The sequence below is a fragment of the Pseudomonas rhodesiae genome, assembly GCF_007858255.1.
In the GTDB taxonomy this organism is placed as follows: domain Bacteria; phylum Pseudomonadota; class Gammaproteobacteria; order Pseudomonadales; family Pseudomonadaceae; genus Aquipseudomonas; species Aquipseudomonas rhodesiae.
In genome coordinates this window covers 229,257-243,863 of record NZ_VFEU01000004.1, presented here as the reverse complement: position 1 = coordinate 243,863, position 14,607 = coordinate 229,257, and the positions used below count along the sequence as shown (strand labels likewise).

The 14,607-nt window shown below is 63.3% G+C and carries 15 protein-coding genes and 1 riboswitch; of the genes, 14 read left to right on the top strand and 1 reads right to left on the bottom strand.

Translation table 11 applies throughout. From position 1 onward, the window contains the following. Positions 1-144: 144 nt before the first annotated feature. The 5 genes from FIV35_RS08060 to FIV35_RS08040 all read left to right on the top strand — a co-directional run bounded on the left by FIV35_RS08060 (position 145) and on the right by FIV35_RS08040 (position 4,726). Positions 145-1,176: a DUF2066 domain-containing protein gene (locus FIV35_RS08060; RefSeq protein WP_034138889.1), complete on the top strand. Its 1,032-nt coding sequence runs from the start codon at positions 145-147 to the stop codon at positions 1,174-1,176. Positions 1,177-1,220: 44 nt separating this feature from the next. After that, the gene (locus FIV35_RS08055) at positions 1,221-2,294 is read left to right on the top strand and encodes an AI-2E family transporter (RefSeq protein ID WP_034099592.1); all 1,074 of its coding nucleotides are present in this window, start codon (positions 1,221-1,223) and stop codon (positions 2,292-2,294) included. Positions 2,295-2,498: 204 nt separating this feature from the next. Further along, entirely contained in the window at positions 2,499-3,203 is a 705-nt protein-coding gene (gene hda / locus FIV35_RS08050; protein WP_034138888.1) for a DnaA regulatory inactivator Hda, read from the top strand. A gap of 209 nt (positions 3,204-3,412) precedes the next feature. Beyond that, positions 3,413-4,042 (top strand): C40 family peptidase, encoded by a 630-nt coding sequence (locus FIV35_RS08045; protein WP_034099590.1) that lies wholly within the window; start codon positions 3,413-3,415, stop codon positions 4,040-4,042. Between the two features lie 144 nt (positions 4,043-4,186). Continuing rightward, positions 4,187-4,726, top strand: a complete 540-nt coding sequence (locus FIV35_RS08040) for a C40 family peptidase (protein WP_034138887.1) — start codon at positions 4,187-4,189, stop codon at positions 4,724-4,726. Between the two features lie 47 nt (positions 4,727-4,773). Here the strand turns inward: FIV35_RS08040 and FIV35_RS08035 are convergent, their stop codons facing one another. Then, positions 4,774-6,087: a PQQ-dependent sugar dehydrogenase gene (locus FIV35_RS08035; protein WP_034138886.1), complete on the bottom strand. Its 1,314-nt coding sequence runs from the start codon at positions 6,085-6,087 to the stop codon at positions 4,774-4,776. A 99-nt stretch (positions 6,088-6,186) separates the two neighbouring features. Beyond that, positions 6,187-6,439: riboswitch (cobalamin riboswitch) on the top strand. A gap of 79 nt (positions 6,440-6,518) precedes the next feature. On the opposite strand from FIV35_RS08035, the gene cobO reads away from it, so the two are divergent. From cobO to cobC, 9 genes are read left to right on the top strand one after another with little or no spacing between them, the layout of a single operon-like run. After that, positions 6,519-7,130 (top strand): cob(I)yrinic acid a,c-diamide adenosyltransferase, encoded by a 612-nt coding sequence (cobO, locus tag FIV35_RS08030; RefSeq protein WP_034138885.1) that lies wholly within the window; start codon positions 6,519-6,521, stop codon positions 7,128-7,130. After that, entirely contained in the window at positions 7,127-8,476 is a 1,350-nt protein-coding gene (locus FIV35_RS08025) for a cobyrinic acid a,c-diamide synthase CobB (protein WP_034138884.1), read from the top strand. Before cobO ends, FIV35_RS08025 begins: the two co-directional genes overlap by 4 nt. After that, a complete protein-coding gene (gene bluB / locus FIV35_RS08020; protein ID WP_034138883.1) occupies positions 8,473-9,123 on the top strand; it encodes a 5,6-dimethylbenzimidazole synthase in 651 nt (216 codons plus the stop codon). Before FIV35_RS08025 ends, bluB begins: the two co-directional genes overlap by 4 nt. Beyond that, complete coding sequence (gene cbiB, locus FIV35_RS08015) at positions 9,120-10,028, top strand: adenosylcobinamide-phosphate synthase CbiB (protein WP_034138882.1); 909 nt, start codon at positions 9,120-9,122, stop codon at positions 10,026-10,028. Before bluB ends, cbiB begins: the two co-directional genes overlap by 4 nt. Next, a complete protein-coding gene (cobD, locus tag FIV35_RS08010) occupies positions 10,021-11,010 on the top strand; it encodes a threonine-phosphate decarboxylase CobD (RefSeq protein WP_034138881.1) in 990 nt (329 codons plus the stop codon). The genes cbiB and cobD overlap by 8 nt, the downstream gene beginning before the upstream one ends. Further along, positions 11,007-12,473, top strand: a complete 1,467-nt coding sequence (locus FIV35_RS08005; RefSeq protein WP_034138880.1) for a cobyric acid synthase — start codon at positions 11,007-11,009, stop codon at positions 12,471-12,473. Before cobD ends, FIV35_RS08005 begins: the two co-directional genes overlap by 4 nt. Beyond that, positions 12,461-12,982, top strand: a complete 522-nt coding sequence (gene cobU, locus FIV35_RS08000; RefSeq protein WP_034138879.1) for a bifunctional adenosylcobinamide kinase/adenosylcobinamide-phosphate guanylyltransferase — start codon at positions 12,461-12,463, stop codon at positions 12,980-12,982. The genes FIV35_RS08005 and cobU overlap by 13 nt, the downstream gene beginning before the upstream one ends. Continuing rightward, positions 12,979-14,034 (top strand): nicotinate-nucleotide--dimethylbenzimidazole phosphoribosyltransferase, encoded by a 1,056-nt coding sequence (gene cobT / locus FIV35_RS07995; RefSeq protein ID WP_034138878.1) that lies wholly within the window; start codon positions 12,979-12,981, stop codon positions 14,032-14,034. Before cobU ends, cobT begins: the two co-directional genes overlap by 4 nt. Then, a complete protein-coding gene (gene cobC, locus FIV35_RS07990) occupies positions 14,031-14,606 on the top strand; it encodes an alpha-ribazole phosphatase family protein (RefSeq protein WP_034138877.1) in 576 nt (191 codons plus the stop codon). Before cobT ends, cobC begins: the two co-directional genes overlap by 4 nt. Position 14,607 lies beyond the last annotated feature (1 nt).

Genomic DNA, 14,607 nt, shown 5'->3' with positions numbered 1-14,607 from the left:
GCCTTGAACCCGCTAGTACTGTGACAGTACGAAAACTTACCGAGACCCCGTGAATGTTTTACCGGTCGCCGTGGTCCCAGCCCAGGCGAAACCGAGTTCGCGCGGTCTGTTCCAGCCGCTAAATCTGTCGTTCGGGAATCTTTCATGCGTCTGTGTAATGTGTTTTTTGTGGGCTGTTTGTCGTTGGTCAGCCTGGCGAGTCATGCCGAAACCCTCAACGGCCTTTATCAAGTACTTGAACCGGTCAGCAGCCAGTCGCCCCAGGAGCGCGACCAAGCCACCCAGCGCGCGGTGCAGACCCTGGTGATCCGCCTGACCGGCGATGCCAAGGCCGCCGAAGGTCCGGGCCTGGCGGCGGTACGCAAAGACCCGCAGCAGATCATCAGCCAGTACGGCTACGACGCCGGCCCGCCGGAAAGCCTGCAAGTGGATTTCGACCCGGTGAGCACCGATCGCGCATTGCGTGACGCCGGGTTGTCTATCTGGGGCAGCAATCGGCCCTCGATCCTGGGCTGGTGGCTGAACGATTCCACCGAGGGCAGCAGCCTGGTGGGCGACGGCCAGTCCGTCGCCCAAGCGCTGCGCCGTGCGGCGCAACACCGTGGCTTGCCGCTGCGTCTGCCATTGGGCGATCTGGAAGAGCAAGTGGTGGCCACCGCGCCGAACCTGGAGAGCGCCGATGCCACGCCGCTGCGGGCTGCGTCCGAACGCTACGGCGCCGACGCGTTGCTGGCGGTGCATGCGCGTCAGGAAGGTAATCAGTGGCAGGCCAAATGGCGCCTTTGGATGGGCGACAAGGCTGATCAAGGCACCGCCGAGGGCGCCGACACCGCAGCGCTGGCGGACGCGGTGATGTTGGCCGTCAGCCAGAAGCTGGCGCCGCGTTTTGCGGTCAAGCCGGGCGTCAGCACCGAGCAGTTGCTGGAAGTGCAGGGCATGAATCTGGAGCGCTACGCAACGCTTGGGCATCTGCTTGAGCCGTTTGGCGGTCAACCGCTGCTGGTCGATGGCAACCGCATTGTGTATCGCGTGAACGGCAGCGCCGAGCAATTGCGTACCCAGTTGAACCTGGCCAAGTTGCAGGAGGTTCCAGCGGCTGAAGCCCAGCCGGTGACCGACGGAACGCCACCGGCCGCTGCCCCCGAACCCCAGGCGCAACTGCGTTTTCGCTGGTAAACGTTCTTCCTTATATAGATAGAAGCAAACAGATGGAGTGGTTTATGGCGGATACGCGTCGTTGGGTGTGGCTAGGCGGGATTGTCCTGCTGTGCGTTTTTGTGTTCTTGCTGCATTCGATCCTGACGCCGTTCCTGGTCGCGTTGCTGTTGGCCTACCTATTCGATCCCGTGGTGGATCGTCTGGAAAAGGCCGGACTTTCGCGAACCTTGGGCGTGGTAACGGTGTTCGCGCTGTTCACCTTGATCGTCACGGCTCTGGTCCTGGTACTGGTGCCGATGCTGGTCAAGCAGTTGTATCGATTGTATGAGCTGGCGCCGCAAATGCTCGACTGGCTGCAGCACACGGCGATGCCGTGGGCTCAGTCCAAACTGGGGCTGTCGGATGGCTTCTGGAAGTTCGACAAAGTTAAGGCGGCCATCAGTGAGCACATGGGCCAGACCACCGATATCGTCGGTGTGGTGCTTAGCCAGGCCACCGCTTCCGGGCTCGCGCTGATCGGTTGGTTGACCAACTTGGTGCTGATCCCGGTGGTGGCGTTTTACCTGCTGCGCGACTGGGACATCATGATGGCCAAGATCCGTAGCCTGCTGCCGCGTGACCGCGAAGAGCGCATTGTGTCCCTGGCCGAAGAGTGTCATGAAGTGCTGGGCGCATTCGTGCGTGGCCAGTTGCTGGTGATGCTGGCCTTGGGCGTTATCTATGCCGCCGGGTTGATGGCCATCGGCCTGGAGCTGGGCCTGTTGATCGGGCTGATTGCCGGTTTGGCCGCGATCGTGCCGTACATGGGGTTTGTGATCGGGATCGGCGCGGCGTTGGTGGCGGGGCTGTTTCAGTTCGGCGGCGATCTTTATCCGATGCTGGGTATCGTTGCAGTGTTTATGGTCGGCCAGGCGCTGGAAGGCATGGTGCTCACGCCGCTGCTGGTGGGGGATCGCATCGGTCTGCACCCGGTGGCCGTGATCTTTGCGATCCTGGCGGGCGGGGAGTTGTTCGGTTTTACCGGCATCCTGCTGGCCCTGCCGGTGGCTGCAGTGATCATGGTGCTGGTGCGCCATGTGCATGATCTGTACAAGGATTCGGATGTCTACACGGGGGTCGAAGACCCCGACCTGTAATCGCAGTGTCACAAGCCCGGCGCAACGCCGGGTTTGTTGTTTATTCAGGCGTGGCGTCAAACAATTCGCGTAAAACCAACGAGTTAACGCAAACCTTTGATTTTGCTTGAGGTCTGCTGCATTGTGCGCCCGACGTCACGGGTATAAACTTCGCAAACTTTTCACAGAGGCCACTAACGGTTCGATGGGAGCCGTTCAGTCAGCATGAAACCGATTCAGCTGCCCTTGGGTGTGCGTCTGCGTGACGACGCCACCTTCATCAATTACTACCCAGGCGCCAACGCCGCTGCACTCGGCTATGTCGAGCGGCTCTGCGAAGCCGACGCCGGGTGGACTGAAAGCCTGATCTATCTGTGGGGCAAGCATGGCGTGGGGCGTACCCACCTGTTGCAGGCCGCGTGCCTGCGCTTCGAACAGATGGGCGAACCGGCGGTGTACCTGCCGTTGACTGAGTTGATGGATCGCGGCGTCGGCATTTTCGACCACCTTGAGCAATACGAGCTGGTCTGCCTCGACGACCTGCAGGCCATCGCCGGCAAGGCTGACTGGGAAGAAGCGCTGTTCCATCTGTTCAACCGCCTGCGTGACAGTGGCCGACGCCTGTTGATTGCGGCCTCCACCTCGCCGCGGGAATTGCCGGTCAAGCTGGCGGACCTTAAATCGCGCCTGACCCTGGCGTTGATCTTCCAGATGCGCCCCTTGTCCGACGAGGACAAATTGCGCGCCCTTCAGTTACGAGCCTCGCGGCGCGGCCTGCACCTCACCGATGAGGTGGGGCATTTCATCTTGACCCGTGGCACTCGCAGCATGAGCGCATTGTTCGATCTGCTTGAACAGCTCGACCAAGCTTCCTTGCAGGCGCAAAGAAAATTGACGATCCCTTTTCTCAAAGAGACTTTGGGCTGGTAACACGTTGATTTTCAATGTTTCGACACTTTTCAGGCGCCAGAAAACCTGCGTTTGAGCCCGGCGAGCTACGCATTTTTGTCGATAAATGGAATTACGGCTTAGATGTCAGGGTCGAATCGGGAAGTCACAAAAGGCACGATTGAATTTGCAAATCGATGTGATAGAGGGCATAGTCGCGGCTTCTAAATCTATCAGCCACGGTCGTGCCCATGCTAAATCGCTTCGCACCCCTCGTGCCTCTCGCACTCGTTACCCTGTTGTTTGGTTGCGCGTCCCACCCTCAACAAGTGGCAGAACAGCAAAAACCACAGGTTCAAAACCAGGCAAAATTCGTCGCGGCGCAATCTTCCACTGTTTATGAGGAAGAAGTGGCGACCGAAAAAGAGCTGGCCGACTTCTCCGGCAGCAAGCCTTATCAACTCCCAGTTCTGGCCGACAGCATTCTTGAGCGCGGCATGTCCCTGATCGGTACCCGTTACCGTTTCGGCGGTACCTCCGAAGCCGGTTTCGATTGCAGCGGCTTTATCGGCTACCTGTTTCGTGAAGAGGCCGGCATGAATCTGCCGCGTTCGACGCGCGAAATGATCAACGTTAATGCACCGTTGGTCGCGCGCAACAACCTCAAGCCCGGCGATCTGCTTTTCTTCAGTACCAGTGGCCGTGGGCGCGTCAGCCACGCCGGTATCTACTTGGGCGATAACCAGTTTATCCACTCCAGCAGCCGTCGCAGCGGCGGTGTTCGAGTCGACAATCTGGGCGACAGCTACTGGAGCAAAACCTTCATCGAAGCCAAGCGTGCCTTGGCGATGGCTCCGACTACCGTTACCGCCAGCAAGTAAAGTTAAAGTGATACTTGAAGTTTGACGTGTAAGCGCTAGAATCCCTGGACATTGTTGTAATCGGTACGCGCGAGCTTTGCTTGCGCGTTCTGGTTTTCAGCGTTCGGCAGCGAAAGCCGCATCCAGACCAGGATTGTTCTGCACATGTCGACCTCGGCCCGCCTGATTCTTATCCTCTGCGCCGCGCTTATCAGCGCCTGCGCCAGCCGGCCACAGCCCGCGCCCGTCGCGGTCAAGCCCAAGCCGGTGTTCAACTATTCCACGCAAAGTTTCTCGCCTGCCGCCGAAGACGTGCTGTTTCGCGCGCTCGGCCTGGTCGGCACGCCTTATCGCTGGGGCGGCAACACCCCGGACTCTGGGTTTGATTGCAGTGGCCTGATCGGGTTTGTGTTCCGCGATGCCGCCGGCATTTCGTTGCCGCGCACCACCCGTGAGCTGATCGTGATGCGTGCCCAAGATGTGAGCGAGCAGAACCTGCAGACCGGCGACCTGTTGTTCTTCGCCACCGGCGGCGGCTCTCAAGTCAGTCACGCCGGCATCTACGTGGGTGAAGGCCGCTTTGTACACGCACCGCAAACCGGCGGTACGGTGAAGCTGGACACCTTGTCCAAAGCCTATTGGCAGAATGCCTACCTGAGCGCCAAGCGCGTGTTGCCGGCTGAGCATTTGGCGCGCAATCCTTAATCCAATGTGGGAGGGAGCAATTCCCTCCCACATGGTTTTTGCGGTGTTTATTTAGCGGCCGACACCCGCCACACCTTGTTCCCCACATCATCGGCCACCAGCAAATCGCCTTGCTGATCAATCACCACGCCCACCGGCCGGCCCATGGCTTTTTCATCTTGATCGAGGAATCCGGTCAGTACATCCACCGGTTGCCCTTTCGGCTGGCCACCCTCGAACGGTACGAAGATCACTTTGTAGCCACTGTGTGGCTTGCGGTTCCACGAGCCGTGCTGGCCGATAAACGCGCCGTTGCTGAAGGCGGTTGGCAATTTGCTCCCTTGCGCAAACGTCAGGCCCAGTGAAGCGGTATGGGGCCCCACTGCATAGTCCGGGGCAATGGCTTTGGCCACCAGGTCCGGACTCTGTGGCGTGACGCGTTCATCCACGTGCTGGCCGTAGTAGCTAAAGGGCCACCCGTAGAAAGCGCCGTCTTTGACCGACGTGATGTAATCCGGCACCAAATCGCTGCCGATCTCGTCGCGTTCGTTCACTGCGGTCCACAGTTTGCCGCTCTGGGGTTCCCAGGCCATACCGTTGGGGTTGCGCAAGCCTGAGGCGAAGATGCGGTGCTGGCCGCTGGCGCGGTCCACTTCCCAGATCGCAGCGCGGCCTTGTTCGGCCTCCAGGCCATTTTCACCGACGTTGCTGTTGGAGCCGACGCTCACGTACAGCTTGCTGCCGTCCGGGCTGGCGATCACGTTTTTGGTCCAGTGGTGGTTCAGCGGTCCGCCCGGCAGCTCGACCACCGTGGTGCCTGCGGTCTTGATTGCAGTGGCACCCGGTTGATAGGCAAAGCGCAGCAGTTTGTCCGAATCGGCGACATAGAGGTCGTTGCCCACCAGTGTCATGCCGAACGGCGAGTTGAGATTTTCCAGGAACACCGTGCGGGTTTCCGCCACACCGTCGTGGTCGGCATCGCGCAACAGGGTGATGCGGTTCGGGCTGGGTACGCCGGCGCCGGCGCGGTCCATGACCTTTTCCATTACCCAACCACGAATGCCTTTGGCGTCATCCGGCTTGGGCGGCGCGTTGGTTTCCGCCACCAGCACGTCGCCATTGGGTAAAACGTACAGCCAGCGCGGGTGATCCAGGCCTTCGGCAAAAGCGCTCACCTGCAAGCCTGGTGCTGCCGTGGGCTTGGCGCCGTCGGGCCAGCCGATGGCCGGGGCGATGTTGACGGTGGGGATCAGGGTCTTGTTCGGTTGCGGTAAGCGCGGCGATGGCCCCGTGCCGTCGCTGATCTGCAACGTGGAGCTTTCACCGCAGGCGGCGAGGCTGCCGGCGAGCATGATCAGTAAGGCGAGTCTGGTTTTATGCATGGTGTTCTCCTTGATACCTGTAGGGATAGAGGAGGGCGCGGGTGCGATGGTTCAAGAACAAGGCCGGCTTTAATTGACGCTCCACCCCCAACCCACTAACCTTCGCGGCTTGTTTCAGGTGCTCTGTGACCCACGGGTCGACGGAGTGAAACAGGGAAGCCGGTGAGTGAGCGCACTTGTACACAGTGTGGCCGCGATCCCGGCGCTGCCCCCGCAACGGTAAATGAGTCAAGACGCTGCCTTTGGCCACTGTATCCCAGCGATACGGGAAGGCGCAGCGTCGGTCTGTTCCTGGTCCGCCGGGAGCGGTCCACTTATGAGCCCGGAGACCGGCCTGGATCATTCAACAGCATCACGGTGGGCGATGCTTGGCTGTCTGATTGTGTTTTTCCCTGCCCGCCGTTTTTGTCCAGCCCCAACGGAGAGCTGCCATGACCGATTCCCCCGACCGCGACGAACGCCACCTGGCGCGCATGCTGCGCAAAAAAGCCGTGATCGACGAGCGCATCGCCAATTCCCCCAATCAGTGCGGTTTGCTGCTGGTGCTGACCGGCAACGGCAAAGGCAAGAGCAGCTCGGCCTTCGGCATGCTGGCCCGGGCCATGGGCCACGGGATGCAGTGCGGTGTGGTGCAGTTCATCAAGGGTCGCCACAGCACCGGCGAAGAGCTGTTCTTCCGGCGCTTCCCCGAACAAGTGCGCTTTCATGTCATGGGCGAAGGCTTCACCTGGGAAACCCAGGACCGCCAACGCGACATCGCCGCCGCCGAAGCCGCCTGGGCTGTGTCCCGCGCGATGCTGCAAGACCCGACTATCGGCCTGGTGGTGCTGGACGAACTGAATATCGCCCTCAAGCACGGCTACCTCGATCTGGACCAAGTGCTCAGCGACCTGCAAGCCCGCCCACCGATGCAGCATGTGGTGGTCACCGGCCGTGGCGCCAAGCCCGAAATGATCGAGATGGGCGACACCGTCACCGAAATGGGCATGCTCAAGCACGCTTTCCAGGCCGGTATCAAGGCACAGAAAGGCGTCGAACTTTGAATCAGCCTCGTCATTGCCCGGCCGTCCTGATCGCCGCACCGGCGTCCGGCCAGGGCAAAACCACCGTCACTGCCGCGCTGGCCCGCTTGCATCGCAACCTGGGACGCAAGGTGCGGGTGTTCAAATGCGGCCCGGACTTTCTGGACCCGATGATCCACGAGCGCGCCAGCGGTGCGCCGGTGTATCAACTGGACATGTGGATGGTGGGCGAGCAGGAAAGTCGCCGTCTGCTGTGGGAAGCCGCCGGCGAGGCCGATCTGATTCTGATCGAAGGCGTAATGGGCCTGTTTGACGGCACGCCTTCCAGCGCCGACTTGGCCCGGCATTTCGGCGTGCCGGTGCTGGGCGTGATCGACGGCACCGCCATGGCCCAAACCTTCGGTGCCCTGGCCTTGGGCCTGGCGCGTTACCAGCCGGACCTGCCGTTCGCCGGGGTGCTGGCCAACCGTGTCGGTACGCTGCGTCATGCGCAACTGCTCGAAGGCAGCCTCACCGAGGGCCTGCGCTGGTATGGCGCGCTGTCCCGCGAAACCGGGATCGAGTTGCCCAGCCGCCACCTGGGCCTGGTGCAGGCCAGTGAGCTGAATGACCTGGACCTGCGCCTGGACGCCGCCGCCCAAGCCTTGGGCAGCAGTTGCGAAGTGGCGGTGCCGCCGCCGGTCACGTTCGCCGCGCCGACGATCGTCGAAGCCGAACCGCTGCTGGCCGGTGTGCGCATCGCGGTGGCCCGCGACGAAGCCTTCGCGTTTACCTACGGCGCCAGCCTCGACCTCCTACGGGCTATGGGCGCCGAGTTGCACTTCTTCTCACCGATCCACGACCGCGAACTGCCCGACGCCGACAGCCTCTACCTGCCCGGCGGCTATCCGGAGCTGCATCACCAGGCCCTGGCGCAAAACACTACGATGCTGGCCGCCATCCGCGCCCATCACGCGGCCGGCAAACCGTTGCTCGCCGAGTGCGGCGGCATGCTCTACCTGCTGGACTCGCTCACCGATGTCGACGGCAACCGTGCCGAACTGGTGGGCCTGTTGCAGGGCGATGCGGTGATGCAGAAGAAACTCGCCGCCCTGGCCCTGCAAAGCGTCGAATTGCCCGAAGGCGTGCTGCGCGGCCATACCTACCATCATTCCCTGACCAGTACCGAGTGGCAGCCGATTGCCCGTGGCCAAAGCCCTAACGGTGGGCGCGGTGCCGAGGCAGTCTTCCGACAGGGGCGGATGACTGCCTCTTACGTACACTTCTATTTCCCATCGAATCCGCCGGCGGTCGCCGCCTTGTTTGCCCCGGACCGAGCTGAAACCCCCTCCACTGTGGGAGGGGGCTTGCCCCCGATAGGGCCATGACCGACAACGCTTTCCCCCAGGCCGACCGCGACGCCGTCTACCGCGCCATCGCCGAACGCCGCGATATGCGCCACTTCAGCGGCGGCAGCGTCGCTTGCGAGGTGTTGCAGCGCCTGCTCCAGGCTGCGCATCAGGCGCCGAGCGTCGGCCTGATGCAGCCGTGGCGCTTTATCCGCATCAGCGACCGCGTATTGCGTGGGCAGATTCAACAACTGGTGGAAGAGGAACGCGTGCGCACCGCCGAGGCGCTGGGCGAGCGCTCTGACGAGTTTATGAAGCTTAAGGTCGAAGGTATCCACGACTGCGCCGAAGTCCTGGTGGCGGCGCTGATGGATGATCGCGAGCGGCATATTTTCGGGCGCCGTACGTTGCCGGAGATGGATATGGCGTCGCTGTCCTGTGCGATCCAGAACCTGTGGCTGGCGGCCCGCGTCGAAGGGCTGGGCATGGGCTGGGTCTCGTTGTTCGAACCCCAGGCCCTGGCCGACCTGTTGGGGTTGCCTGCCGGTGCCAAGCCGCTGGCGGTGTTATGCCTGGGCCCGGTGGCCGAGTTTTACCCGGCACCGATGTTGCAACTCGAAGGCTGGGCCGAACCTCGGCCGCTGAGTGACATGCTGTATGAAAATGTGTGGGGAGTGAGTCGATGAGTGTGGCCTTGCTGTGTGTCGCCGCCGTGGCGCTGGATGCGCTGCTGGGCGAGCCCAAGCGTTGGCATCCGCTGGTGGCGTTCGGCAATTTCGCCGGGCGCATCGAGCAGCGTTTCAACAGTGGCGGGCGCGGCTGGCGCAGCCATGGCGTCACCGCCTGGTTTATCGCGGTGGTGCCGCTGACGCTGCTGGCCACCGCTTTATCGTGGGCGCCCTATATCGGTTGGGTGCTGGAGATTCTCGCGCTGTACTGCGCCCTCGGTATGCGCAGCCTCGGCGAGCATGTGTTGCCGGTGGCCCAGGCATTGCGCGGGGATGATCTTGATGAGGCGCGCAAACGCGTGAGTTATCTGGTAAGCCGCCAGACCAGCGAACTGGACCGCACCGAAGTTGCCCGCGCCGCCACCGAGTCGGTCCTGGAAAACGGCAGCGACGCGGTGTTTGCCGCGCTGTTCTGGTTTGTGATCGCCGGTGTGCCCGGTGTGGTGCTGTACCGCCTGAGCAATACGCTGGACGCCATGTGGGGCTATCGCAACGAACGCTTCGAACGGTTCGGCTGGGCGGCGGCAAAAATCGACGATGTACTCAACTACATTCCCGCGCGTCTGGTGGCGTTGACCTACGCCGTACTCGGCAAAACCGGCCTGGCCCTCAAATGCTGGCGCACCCAGGGCCCGACTTGGGACAGCCCCAACGCCGGCCCGGTCATGGCGTCCGGTGCCGGCGCCTTGGGCGTCGAGTTGGGCGGTGCAGCGATCTATCACGGTGAACTGCACCAACGTCCGCCACTGGGCGAAGGCCCGGCGGCGGATGCGGACGCCATCGAGCGGGGCTGGCAACTGGTGCAGGGCGGCGTATGGTTGTGGCTGCTGATCCTATGTGCGGGGGCGCAATTCTATGCTTGAACATGGCGGGCGACTGCGTAAGGCATCCATTCAATACGGGATCGCCGAAGCCAATTGGCTGGACCTGTCCAGCGGCCTCGCGCCCTGGCCTTGGCCGATCCCCGAAATCCCGCTGCGAGCCTGGGCACGCCTGCCGGAAACCGACGACGGCCTGGAGCAGGCCGCCAGCGAGTATTACGGCGCGCCCCACCTGTTGCCGGTGCCTGGCTCCCAGGCGGCGATCCAGTTGCTGCCGCGCCTGCGCCGCGCCGGCAAGGTCGGCGTGGTGTCGCCGTGCTACGCCGAACATGCCGAAGCCTGGCGCCGCGCCGGTTATGTGGTGCGCGAGGTCCAGGAGCAGGAAGTGGACTTTTTCCTCGACGGCCTCGACGTGCTGGTGGTGGTCAACCCCAACAACCCCACCGGCCTGAGCTTGAGCCCCCAACGCTTGCTGGACTGGCACGCGCGCCTGGCCCAGCGGGGCGGCTGGCTGGTGGTGGACGAAGCCTTTATGGATGTCACGCCGCATTTGAGCCTGGCGGGTCAGGCCCATCTCGTCGGCTTGATCGTATTGCGTTCGTTCGGCAAGTTTTTCGGTCTGGCTGGAGTGCGCTTGGGTTTTGTCCTGGCCGACCGTAAGTTGCTCAAGCTGCTCGCCGATCAGGTCGGGCCATGGGCAGTCAGCGGGCCGACGCGGGTGTTGGGCCAAGTCTGCCTGCGCGATGCCGAAGGGCAGGCACGCCAGCGTGCGCGTTGCCTGGAGGCCGGCGCGCGTTTGTATGCGTTGCTTGAACAGCGGGGGTTCCAGCCGCAAGGCGGCTGCGCGCTGTTCCAATGGCTGATCACGCCGCATGCCGAGCGCATGCATGAGTTCATGGCCCAGCGCGGCATCCTGCTGCGCTTGTTCGTTCACAACAGCAGCCTGCGCTTCGGCCTGCCGGACACCGAGGCCGATTGGCTGCGCCTCGACGAAGCCCTGGTCGCCTATAAGGACGCCACATGAGTACGCTGATGGTGCAAGGCACCACCTCCGACGCCGGCAAAAGTACTCTGGTAACCGCGCTGTGCCGTTGGCTGATTCGTCAGGGCGTTGCCGTTGCACCGTTCAAACCGCAGAACATGGCGCTCAACAGCGCCGTGACTGCCGAAGGCGGCGAGATCGGCCGCGCCCAGGCCGTACAGGCCCAAGCGGCGCGGCTGGCGCCCCACACCGACATGAACCCGGTGCTGCTCAAACCCAACAGTGACACCGGCTCCCAGGTGATCATCCATGGCCGCGCCTTGACCAGCATGAACGCCGTGGCCTATCACGATTACAAAGCCATCGCCATGCAGGCCGTGCTGGCCTCCCATGCGCGACTGAGCGCGGCCTACCCAGTGGTCATGGTCGAAGGGGCGGGATCCCCGGCGGAGATCAACCTGCGCGCCAACGACATCGCCAACATGGGCTTTGCTGAAGCGGTGGACTGCCCAGTGCTGCTGATCGCCGATATCAATCGCGGCGGTGTGTTCGCTCACTTGGTGGGCACTCTGGAATTGCTCTCGCCCAGCGAGCAGGCGCGGGTCAAGGGCTTCATCATCAACCGCTTTCGCGGCGATATTGCGCTGTTGCAGCCAGGCCTGGATTGGCTGGAGGCACGCACAGGCAAGCGGGTGGTGGGGGTTCTGCCTTATGTGATGGATTTGCATCTGGAGGCCGAGGACGGCATCGACCGGCGCCAGATCGACAAAGCCGCCCAGGTCCTCAAGGTGGTGGTGCCGGTGCTGCCGCGCATCAGCAACCATACGGATTTCGACCCGCTGCGCCTGCACCCCCAGGTGGACTTGCAATTTATCGGCCCGGGCCAAGCGATCCCGGCCGCCGACCTGATTATCCTGCCGGGCTCTAAAAGCGTGCGCAGCGACCTCGCCTACCTGCGCGCCAATGGCTGGGACAGTGCCGTGGCGCGGCACTTGCGCTACGGCGGCAAGGTGCTGGGTATTTGCGGCGGCCTGCAGATGCTCGGCGAGCAGGTGCACGACCCCCTGGGTCTGGAAGGGCCTTCCGGTTCCAGCGATGGCCTGGGGCTGCTGGCCTTCAGCACGACCCTGGAGGAAGAGAAGCAATTGCGCAATGTGCGCGGCCGTTTGCTGCTGGAAGACGTCGAGGTCAGCGGTTATGAAATTCACGCGGGGGTAACGTCCGGCCAGGCTCTGGCGAGCCCAGCCGTGCGCCTGGACGACGGCCGCCATGACGGCGCGCGCAGTGCCGACGGGCAGATCCTCGGCACCTACCTGCACGGCCTGTTCGAAACGCCGGCCGCATGTAGCGCGCTGTTGCGCTGGGCGGGGCTGGCGGATGTGCAGGAGGTGGACTATCACGCCCTGCGCGAGCGCGATATCGAGCGTTTGGCGGATCTGGTGGAGCAGCATTTGGATACCGATTTATTGCGCAGCCTGTGTGGAGTGGTCCCATGCACCAACTGATCCTCGGCGGCGCCCGCTCCGGCAAGAGTCGCCTGGCGGAAACACTCGCGGTGGACACGACGTTGCCGGTCATTTATGTCGCCACCAGCCAACCCCAGGACGGCGAGATGAACGCACGGGTGGCCTTGCATCGCCAGCGTCGACCGGCGCACTGGGGCTTGATCGAAGAACCGATCGAGCTGGCGCGGGTGCTGCGTGAACACGCCGCGGCCGACCGCTGCCTGCTGGTGGATTGCCTGACCCTGTGGCTGACCAACCTGCTGATGCTCGAAGATCCGCAGCGCCTGGCGCTGGAGCGCGACCAGTTGCTGGAGACCCTGGCCACGCTGCCGGGGGAGATTATTTTTGTCAGCAACGAGACCGGTCTGGGTGTCGTGCCGCTGGGCGAATTGACTCGCCGCTACGTGGATGAAGCCGGTTGGCTGCATCAAGCCTTGGCCGAGCGGTGTCAGCGCGTGGTGCTGACGGTCGCCGGACTGCCCCTGACATTGAAAGGTACTGCGTTATGACTGACACCTGGTGGCTCAACCCCTGTAAGCCTGTCGACACCGAGGCGTACGAAAACGCCTTGGCACGCCAGCAGCAATTGACCAAACCCGCCGGCTCCCTCGGCCAGCTGGAAGCGTTGGCGGTGCAACTGGCCGGCTTGCAGGGGCGGGTCAAGCCTGCGGTGGATCAGCTGTGGATCGCGATCTTTGCCGGCGATCACGGCGTGGTGGCTGAAGGGGTGTCGGCGTTTCCCCAGGCGGTGACCGGGCAGATGCTGCACAACTTTGTCAGTGGCGGGGCCGCCATCAGCGTGCTTGCCCGGCAATTGGAGGCGCGTCTGGAAGTGGTCGACCTGGGCACGGTGACACCGACCCTGGACCTGCCGGGTGTGCGTCACCTGAATATCGGCGCGGGTACGGCCAATTTCGTCGACGGCCCGGCGATGAGCGTCGCTCAGGGGCGGTTGGCGTTGCAGGCCGGACGTGACAGCGCACAGCGCGCATTGGAACATGGCACGCAGCTGTTCATCGGCGGCGAAATGGGCATCGGCAACACCACGGCGGCGAGCGCGCTGGCTTGTGCCTTGCTCGATTGCCGAGTCAGCGACCTCACAGGTCCTGGCACCGGCTTGAATGCCCAGGGCGTCAGTCACAAGGTGGCGGTGATTGAGCGTGCATTGGCACGGCATGCTGCCGAGCGCGGCGATGTGTTGCAGACGCTGTTCAACCTGGGCGGCTTTGAAATCGCCGCGTTGGTGGGCGCCTACCTCGCCTGCGCCCAGGCCGGCATCGTGGTGCTGGTGGACGGGTTTATCTGCAGCGTCGCCGCATTGGTGGCCACGCGTTTGAATCCGGCCAGTCGCCCGTGGCTGCTGTTTGGCCATCGCGGCGCCGAGCCGGGCCACCGTCATGTGCTGCAACACCTGGACGCGCAACCGTTGCTGGACATGGGCCTGCGCCTGGGCGAAGGCAGCGGCGCGGCGCTGGCGGTGCCGTTGCTGCGCTTGGCCTGTGCGCTGCACGGGCAGATGGCGACCTTCGCCGAAGCCGCCGTGGCAGATCGCCCGGCATGACCTTGCACCTGGACCTGCTGCGCCACGGTGAAACCGAGCTGGGCGGCGGTCTACGCGGCAGCCTGGACGACGCGCTTACCGCCAACGGTTGGGCGCAGATGCGCGCCGCCGTGGCGCAACAAGGCCCGTGGGACCGGCTGATCAGTTCGCCCCTGCAACGCTGCGCGCGGTTTGCCGACGAGCTGGGGGCCCGGCTCAATGTGCCGGTGAGTCTGGAAAAAGATTTGCAGGAATTGCACTTCGGTGCGTGGGAAGGGCAGAGCGCAGCGGCGCTGATGCAAACCGATGCCGAGGGGTTGGGACGCTTCTGGGCCGATCCCTACCGCTTCACGCCGCCCGAGGGCGAGCCGGTTGAGGATTTTTCCCAGCGGGTTCTAGGTGCTGTCGCACGCCTGCATCAGGCGTATGCCGGTGAGCGCGTCCTGTTGATAAGTCATGGCGGGGTGATGCGTCTGTTGCTGGCCCGCGCGAGGGGGTTGCCTCGTGAGCACTTATTGAATGTCGAAGTCGGCCACGGTGGGTTGTTCAGCCTGCGTGTCGCCGCCGATGGCGCGTTGTGGGAAGGAAGCTGAC

What these genes read in the sequence shown, in the direction of transcription:
- FIV35_RS08005 (WP_034138880.1), top strand. Translation starts at nt 11,007, where the DNA reads ATGAGTACGCTGATGGTGCAAGGCACCACCTCCGACGCCGGCAAAAGT.
- cobT (WP_034138878.1), top strand. Translation starts at nt 12,979, where the DNA reads ATGACTGACACCTGGTGGCTCAACCCCTGTAAGCCTGTCGACACCGAG.
- cbiB (WP_034138882.1), top strand. Translation starts at nt 9,120, where the DNA reads ATGAGTGTGGCCTTGCTGTGTGTCGCCGCCGTGGCGCTGGATGCGCTG.
- cobC (WP_034138877.1), top strand. Translation starts at nt 14,031, where the DNA reads ATGACCTTGCACCTGGACCTGCTGCGCCACGGTGAAACCGAGCTGGGC.
- cobO (WP_034138885.1), top strand. Translation starts at nt 6,519, where the DNA reads ATGACCGATTCCCCCGACCGCGACGAACGCCACCTGGCGCGCATGCTG.
- bluB (WP_034138883.1), top strand. Translation starts at nt 8,473, where the DNA reads ATGACCGACAACGCTTTCCCCCAGGCCGACCGCGACGCCGTCTACCGC.
- FIV35_RS08060 (WP_034138889.1), top strand. Translation starts at nt 145, where the DNA reads ATGCGTCTGTGTAATGTGTTTTTTGTGGGCTGTTTGTCGTTGGTCAGC.
- cobD (WP_034138881.1), top strand. Translation starts at nt 10,021, where the DNA reads ATGCTTGAACATGGCGGGCGACTGCGTAAGGCATCCATTCAATACGGG.
- FIV35_RS08045 (WP_034099590.1), top strand. Translation starts at nt 3,413, where the DNA reads ATGCTAAATCGCTTCGCACCCCTCGTGCCTCTCGCACTCGTTACCCTG.
- FIV35_RS08035 (WP_034138886.1), bottom strand. Translation starts at nt 6,087, where the DNA reads ATGCATAAAACCAGACTCGCCTTACTGATCATGCTCGCCGGCAGCCTC.
- hda (WP_034138888.1), top strand. Translation starts at nt 2,499, where the DNA reads ATGAAACCGATTCAGCTGCCCTTGGGTGTGCGTCTGCGTGACGACGCC.
- FIV35_RS08040 (WP_034138887.1), top strand. Translation starts at nt 4,187, where the DNA reads ATGTCGACCTCGGCCCGCCTGATTCTTATCCTCTGCGCCGCGCTTATC.
- cobU (WP_034138879.1), top strand. Translation starts at nt 12,461, where the DNA reads ATGCACCAACTGATCCTCGGCGGCGCCCGCTCCGGCAAGAGTCGCCTG.
- FIV35_RS08055 (WP_034099592.1), top strand. Translation starts at nt 1,221, where the DNA reads ATGGCGGATACGCGTCGTTGGGTGTGGCTAGGCGGGATTGTCCTGCTG.